This window comes from Pyxidicoccus fallax (assembly GCF_012933655.1).
Taxonomy (GTDB): Bacteria; Myxococcota; Myxococcia; order Myxococcales; family Myxococcaceae; genus Myxococcus; species Myxococcus fallax.
The window spans coordinates 1-7,075 of the sequence record NZ_JABBJJ010000492.1 but is presented as its reverse complement, the minus strand read 5'-3'; the positions used below and the strand labels follow the sequence as shown (position 1 = coordinate 7,075).

Annotated in this window: 5 protein-coding genes; 2 read left to right on the top strand and 3 right to left on the bottom strand. The window is 66.8% G+C overall.

Annotation, left to right across the window (positions count from 1 at the left end):
• Positions 1–210 precede the first annotated feature (210 nt).
• Entirely contained in the window at positions 211–798 is a 588-nt protein-coding gene (locus tag HG543_RS49845; protein WP_169352027.1) for a hypothetical protein, read from the bottom strand.
• 172 nt (positions 799–970) lie between these two features.
• On the opposite strand from HG543_RS49845, the gene HG543_RS49840 reads away from it, so the two are divergent.
• On the top strand, positions 971–2,179 hold the full coding sequence (locus tag HG543_RS49840; protein WP_169352026.1) for a M24 family metallopeptidase: 1,209 nt from the start codon (positions 971–973) through the stop codon (positions 2,177–2,179).
• Positions 2,180–2,212: 33 nt separating this feature from the next.
• On the opposite strand, the gene HG543_RS49835 is transcribed toward HG543_RS49840, so the two are convergent.
• Complete coding sequence (locus HG543_RS49835) at positions 2,213–4,183, bottom strand: DUF2075 domain-containing protein (protein ID WP_169352025.1); 1,971 nt, start codon at positions 4,181–4,183, stop codon at positions 2,213–2,215.
• Positions 4,184–4,254: 71 nt separating this feature from the next.
• Positions 4,255–5,217: an L-threonylcarbamoyladenylate synthase gene (locus HG543_RS49830; protein ID WP_171818733.1), complete on the bottom strand. Its 963-nt coding sequence runs from the start codon at positions 5,215–5,217 to the stop codon at positions 4,255–4,257.
• Between the two features lie 31 nt (positions 5,218–5,248).
• Here HG543_RS49830 and HG543_RS49825 point away from each other — a divergent pair, with 31 nt between their 5' ends.
• Positions 5,249–6,667, top strand: a complete 1,419-nt coding sequence (locus HG543_RS49825; protein ID WP_169352023.1) for a TIGR01777 family oxidoreductase — start codon at positions 5,249–5,251, stop codon at positions 6,665–6,667.
• Positions 6,668–7,075: the final 408 nt, after the last annotated feature.

Genomic DNA, 7,075 nt, shown 5'->3' with positions numbered 1-7,075 from the left:
CAGGGCCTCGGCCGCGGGAGCGGGGGCGTCCTTCATCCCCGGCGGGCGGGGAATGGGCTCCAGCTTGCCGCGGGGCTCTTCCTTGCAGGCGACGAGGGACAGGGCGGCGACCAGGCCAAACAGGCTTCGCTTCACGCGGGGACGCTCCTCGGGAGTGCCTCGGGATATCGAAGCCCGTGAGGACATTTCAAGTCCGTCACCTGGCCGCTCCTACCGCGCGTTCCGGGCGGGGGCTCCCTCGGCGAGGTACACGTCGACCTGCGTCTTGACGCGTCCGGCGAACTCGGGGTTGAGGCGCTCGAGGATGGCCCACTCCAGCTCCAAATCCCGGCGGATGACGGGGCGGGTGGAGTAGCGCCCCAGCACGGGCTCGACGGCGAGCATCTCGGTGGGGGTGGTGTTGGGCTCATCCTCGGGCGTCACCCCGTCGCTGGATTGGAACCCCGGCAGGAGCTGCGTCCGGGCGTGGACGTTGGCGTCCACCTTGTAGGCGCGCAGCACGAGCCGGCCGTCCGGGCGCACCCGACCCTCGATGTAGCGGCGGGACCAGGCGGTGAAGACATCGTGGTTGCCGCGGACCTTCCACGGAGTGTGGAGGAACAGCGGGTCCGTGCTGGGCAGGAGGCTGTAGCCGCGCGCGCCCAGCTCCGCTTCGGCCGCGTCCATCACCTGCTGGGCCGGCAGGTCGTAGACCACGTAGCTGCCGGTGCGCTCCAGCAGCGTCTTCTTGGGGTTGCTCGCGCAACCCGTCAGTGCCAGTGCCACCGCGGCGCCCAAGAGCCATCGCCTCGTCGTCATGCCATTCATACCGTTGCTGTCCTCGTCGTCGGGGGAGGGGCGCGCGCGCTACGGTCCAGACAACGTCGGACCGCGCGGCGCATATCGCGTGGAATGTCGCGACGTGGCGAGGACAGCGCGGACGCGGCGGTTCAAGTACGGTTCGGGTTCGACGGATCTGGAGGGGAGAACCGTGGAGAGAGTCCATTCAGCCGCCGAGAGCGCGGAGTTCCAGCGGCGACATGACCGGTTGGCGGCCGAGATGCAGGCCCAGGGCGTCGAGCAGCTCGTGCTCACCTCGACGGAGAGCATCTTCTATTTGACGGGAGCGACCGCTGAGCCGTTGGAGCGGCCGTTCTTCCTCATCGTCGATGCGGCCCGGGGCGAGCGGCGGTTGCTGGTTCCGCTGCTGGAGCAGGAGCACCTGCGCAAGGGCTGGGGGCCGGCGTCACAGGAGGTCCGCGCGTACGCGGAGTACCCGGCACCGGCGGGGCAGTGGCGGGACGTGCTGGGGTCGATGCTGCGGGCGGGCTTCGCGTTCGAGCCGAGCACGCCTCATGAGCGCGCGGCCGTGCTGGTCGCCGCGGGTGGGCGGCCGATGGAGCTGCTCGAAGCCATCCGGATGGTGAAGTCGGACTTCGAGGTGGAGCGCATCGAGCGCGCCGCGCGGTACGCGGTGTGGGGCGTGGAGGAGATTCTGCGCTCGGCGTACCAGGGGGCGACGGTCATCGAGGGGTACATGACCACGACGTCGCTGCGACGGAAGATCATCCAGGAGGAGGAACACTTCGACGCGCTGGCCACGGAGGTCATCGCGGCGCCCTGGCCCGCGCCGCTGAGCAGCGAGCCGCACTCGGTGCCCGGCGCGACGATGACGCTGAATGGCGGGCCACATGTGGCGCTGGTGCTGACACGCGTCAACGGCTACGCGGCGGAGTGCGAGCGCACCTTCTTCACGGCGCCGCCCACGGCGGAGCAGCGGCGGCTGTTCGGACTGATGCTGGAGGCGCGGCGGGTCGCGTTCGAGCTGGTGCGGCCCGGGGTGTTCGCGGCGGACATCGACGCGGCGGTGAACGACTTCCTGTCGCGGGCGGGCTTCAGCGACCCGGCGCAGCGGCTGCACCGCACCGGGCACGGGTTCGGCCTGGGGAATCACGAGCCGCCGTGGGTGGCCGTGGGCAGCGAGCACCGGCTGGAGCGGAACATGCTCATCTCCATCGAGCCGGGCATCTACGTGCGCGGTGTCGGTGGGTACCGGCACTCGGACACGGTGCTCGTCACGGAGGAGGGCTACCGGGTGCTGACGCCACTGCCGACGGACATCGACAGCCTCACGTTCGGCAAGCCGAGCCTCAAGCAGCGCGTGCGGGCCTCGGTCATCAAGCGGCTCGCGGGGGTGTGACGTGCTTGAGCGGTGGCTATCTGCTGCTGTGAATCACTCTTCGAGCACCGGAATCCCGCAGGCCTTGAGGAATTCGAAAGTGCCATCGTACATGCTGGGGAGGCGCGTTCCATCCTGTGCAGAACCCCGGGGAATGAAGATGACCTGGCCTTGTCGAGCGCGAGTAAGGAGAACGCGGTAGGCATTCGCCATATAGAGACGGTTGAGCCGATCGTTACAATTAATCCACCTTGATCCGTGGAATGTGTGGAACGCCCAACTGCCATCACGGTAGCGGAAATCCCCATCCCAGCAGACGCCAACCCAGTCGAGCTCGAGCCCCTGTATGTCGAACTCTGTCGCGACATCTTCAAGTTGGTAGGCCGAGCGGACATCGTCCTTCGAATTTAGAAACCACTCCGCTGGCTGAATCTTCGAGCCAACATGAATGCCCTCCGCTTTCAGTCGCAGCGCGCCCGAGGTTGCAACCAGACCATAGCGCTCCGAACCTCGAGCGTGATTTCGCAACCACGCACGCGCCTGCCCAAGGTCACGCGTGAGCACGAGCGGGTAGCGACCAAGGCGCTGAATGTTCTGCTTCGCCACCTCAGCGTTACCAGCAATTACCGCGGCAACGAATGATGCAAGATTCTCCGCACGATAGGAGCGGATACATACTCCAAGATGCAAATCGGGAATAACCTTGGCACCCATCTTATGGAGGAGGGGCTTCAGGTCAGTCCCCATCATGTACTCGGGTCCATCAATGCGATTCGAGCAGAGGACACGCCAATGGGGGAACTTCCGCTCAAGAGCATGGAACCACTCAGCCAGCCCCGCCTCTCCTGTATTAATTTCCTGACCACCTCCGATCAGACACACCACGACACACCAGTCGGAGTGCCTATCCATGACGGATAGCAAGAATTCAGGCTCAGACTGATCGAAGCTGGATTGACCGCGTTTCTCACGCATGAAGCGGGAGGCCTGCTCTCGGTTCCAGGCGCGTTGCGCTTCGTCAAAAATGACTACCTTTTCATCGGGAGGCGTCGCTGTCGCGAGGTTGTCATCTCGGAAGTGGTGGATGTTCTGAATGAACGACGTTACCGCCGCTCTTGCATTCTTCTTGGTGTACTTCTTCTGCCCCTTAGATTTCTGGCGGTCGACTTCGTCCCGCACAAGCGCCTCGCGCAATACATCCACCAAGGGACCATTGCCTGACAGAAACACCGCATGCTCGTCCTCATGATTGCGCTTGCGGGAGGTTGCGAGATTGAGTCCTGCAAGCGTCTTCCCCGAGCCAGGAACACCCGTGATGAAGCAGATGGTCTTCCGCTGCTCCGTCTTTGCCGTGGAGATAGCTTCCGCAATCGCGCCAGTCGTCAGAGTAAGATTCTTCGCATCCGCATCCGAGCGAGAGATGGCTTCCACTTGATGCCCCTCGTAGAGCACCTTGGCCGCTTCCAAAATTGTGGGTGTTGGTCGATATACAGACTCACACCAGGACTTCGCAGCGAAGGGTTGCGTATTGAGCTGGGCGAATGACTGGAGCGCAGCCGCCAGCGTCTGCTCGTTCGCTAGGAGTGGATAGGCAACGCCATCGGCATACCACTGATGAGAGATAGCTTTACCTGGCGCATTAGTCGCCACAAGAATTGGGACTACAGGCCTGTCATGGCTTTCCGCATGGAAGTTTTTGAGATCCAGCGCATAATCGAGCACCTGATCGATGCCTGCCGAGTAATCCTCAGCCCCAACCTTGTACTCGATGACAAAAATATACCCATGACTGAGCAAGATAACGTCGCAGCGCTTCCCCATTCGCGGGATTGAGTACTCTAGGAGAATCGTCCCGCCCTGCCAGTTGGATAGAGCTGCCTTAAGATTTCGAATCTGTCCGATCCACGCATTGCGCTGTTGTGTCTCAAGCGCATGCTGATGGTGGACTGCCATGTGACCGAGAATCTCGGTCTCATCAGTCTGCCGGAACTGCTCGACAGTGGCTTCGTAGTAGGAGCGACTCATGGAACCAAATAAGCAGTACATCTAGCAACGGGCTGGACCCGACAGGTCGTGGCTTCAGGACTCTGCATCGTTCATTCACGCGGCGCGGCCGCACGGGCCAGCCTGTCGCGCACGGCGATACCCAGACCGCTCGCCGCGGGCAAACAGGCCACCAGCACGTCATGGCCCTGCGCATCCGCCTCGCGCAGCCGCGCGTACAGCACGCGCGCGGCACCGGCCGGGTCCTCCGGCACGTCGAAGCGAGGCACGTCCGTGGGCAGTGAGAGGCTCGCGGGTCCCAGCACTCCCACGCGAAGGCCCTGACCGCGCAGCTCCTGCACGCGCGCCAGCGCCTCGCGAGGCTCCGCCAGCACCACCCCCGCGCGCGGCGCGTAGTGCGACGCGAGCGAGCCCGACACGCGCACCTTCGACGTGGTCCGCACCGGCACCGGCCGCCCCAGCACGCGCTCCACTTCCTCCGCCGCCAGTCCACCCGGACGCAGAATCGCGGGCTCCTCCGAGCTCAGGTCCACGATGGTCGACTCCACGCCCACCGTGCACGGACCTCCATCCAGCACGAAGTCCACGTCGCTACCCAAATCCCGCGCCACGTGCTCCGCCGTCGTCGGACTCACCCGGCCGAAGCGATTGGCACTCGGAGCGGCCAGCCCCCCCCCGAGCTTCTGCAACACCGCCAGCGCCATCGGGTGATTCGGCACCCGCAGCGCCACCGTGTCCTGCCCACCGGTGACGGCGTCCGTCGCGCGCGGCGTCCTCGGCAGCACCAGCGTCAGCGGCCCCGGCCAGAACGCACTCGCGAGCCGCAGTGCCGTCTCCGGCACCTCGCGCGCCCACGACGACAGGTGCTCCACTCCCGGGATGTGGACGATGAGCGGGTGCGTCGCGGGCCGCCCCTTGATGGCGAAGACCCGGCGCACGGCCAGCTCGTCCTCGGCATTGGCCGCGAGCCCGTACACTGTCTCCGTGGGAAGGGCGACGACTCCGCCGCGCCGCAGCAATTCCACTGCGCGCTCGATGTGGTCCGGATTAATCATGCGCCGCCGCACTGTCGCCCCGGGAGGGAACATGGGCAAGTCGCACGTCTTCGATGCGCGCAGCCAGATGCCGGTCTCCGCCTCAGAGCTGTTCACCTGGCACACCCGCGAGGGAGCCTTCGAGCGGCTTTCTCCCCCCTGGGAGCACGTGGAAGTCGTGGAGCGAACCGGAGACGGCATCCGAACCGGCGCCCGGGTCGTCGTCCGCATGTCCCTGGGCCCCATCCCCCAGCGCATGGTCGCCGAGCACACCCTCTACGAGGAGGGCTCCCTCTTCCAGGACACCCAGCGCTCCGGTCCCTTCGCGAAGTGGGTCCACACCCACCGGATGCTCCCCGGGCCCGACTCCCGGACCTCCACCCTCCATGACGAAATCGAGTACGTCCTCCCCGTGGGCGCGCTCGGCAGCGCCTTCGGCAACGGCATCGCCCGGACGAAGCTGGAACGAATGTTCGCCTACCGGCACCGCGTCACCCGCGAGGACCTGCGCCGGCACGCCGCCTTCGCCAGCCACGGCCCGCTCACGGTGGCCATCACCGGCGCCTCGGGCCTCGTGGGCTCGTCGCTGACGCCCTTCCTCACCACGGGCGGCCACACCGTGAAGCGCATGGTGCGAGGCAAGGCGGACCCCTCGAAGGGCGAGGTGTCCTGGGCGCCCGACAAGGGACAGGTGGACACCGACGCACTGGAGGGCGTGGACGCGGTGGTGCATCTGGCCGGCGCCAACGTCGCGGGCCAGCGATGGACCCCCGAGTACAAGAACGTCATCCTCAAGAGCCGCAGCGAGGGCACCCGCACGCTATGCGAGGCCCTGGCCCGGATGAAGCGCAAGCCACGCGTGCTGGTCTGCGCCACGGCCACCGGCATCTATGGCAGTCGCGGAGACGAACCCCTCACCGAGGAGAGCGCTCCCGGCGGAGGCTTCCTCGCCGACGTGTGCCGAGCGTGGGAGGCCGCCACCGCCCCCGCCGAGGCCGCAGGCATCCGCGTCGTGCGCCTGCGCATCGGCCCGGTGCTCGACGCGCGGGAGGGCCCGCTGGCGAAGCTGCTCCCCGCGTTCAAGGCGGGGGGCGGAGGCCCCATCGGCTCCGGCCAGCAGTGGTTCAGCTGGGTGTCGCTGGAGGACGTGCTCGGCCTCATCCACTTCTCCCTCTTCACCGAGGCGGCGCGCGGCCCCATCAACACCGTGGCCCCGGGAACGGTGAGGCAGGAGGAGTTCGCCCGGACGCTCGGCCGGGTCATCCGCCGGCCGGCCTTCCTCCCGGTGCCGGCCCCCGTCATCCGCACCCTCTTCGGGGAGATGGGCCAGGAGACGGTGCTGTCGGGTGCCCGGGTGCTCCCCACCGCCGCGGAGCGGCTCGGCTACACCTTCATCCATCGCGACCTGGAGGACGCCCTGCGCTTCACCCTCGGCCGCACCACGGCGGGACCGGAATACCGCGGTTCCTGACCGGCGTCAGGGCAGTCCGGCAACGACGAGAGGACTGCCCCGACCTACGTTCCAGCGCCGCCCCTTCTCTCCACGGGGCGCACCTCGACGCCCCGGATTCGTCGAAGTGCACGGAATGGAGAAGCACGGTGACGCCTCGACGCTGGTCCCTGTCCCGCCCCCATGCCTCGAGGAGCGCACGAGCCGGGCCCCCGATGCCCTCCCGTGACTCCTGGACCCGCGCGCTCGTGTCAGGCCCTGCCTTGGCCACCCACGACTGGCACGGAGTGCACGCAGCCGGAGGACCCGCCAGGTCCTCACCGGGCGCGGGCCTCATCCTCCCTGGCATGTCAGCCCCCTCCGGTAGAAGGGTCTCCGTGGAGGAATGATTCCTCCAGCGAGGCGGCGGCCCGGGGGGGGGGATGGGGA

Bases quoted from the DNA above. Each gene is read 5' to 3' on its own strand.
- HG543_RS49845 (WP_169352027.1), bottom strand. From the start codon at position 798: ATGACGACGAGGCGATGGCTCTTGGGCGCCGCGGTGGCACTGGCACTG.
- HG543_RS49835 (WP_169352025.1), bottom strand. From the start codon at position 4,183: ATGAGTCGCTCCTACTACGAAGCCACTGTCGAGCAGTTCCGGCAGACT.
- HG543_RS49830 (WP_171818733.1), bottom strand. From the start codon at position 5,217: ATGATTAATCCGGACCACATCGAGCGCGCAGTGGAATTGCTGCGGCGC.
- HG543_RS49825 (WP_169352023.1), top strand. From the start codon at position 5,249: ATGGGCAAGTCGCACGTCTTCGATGCGCGCAGCCAGATGCCGGTCTCC.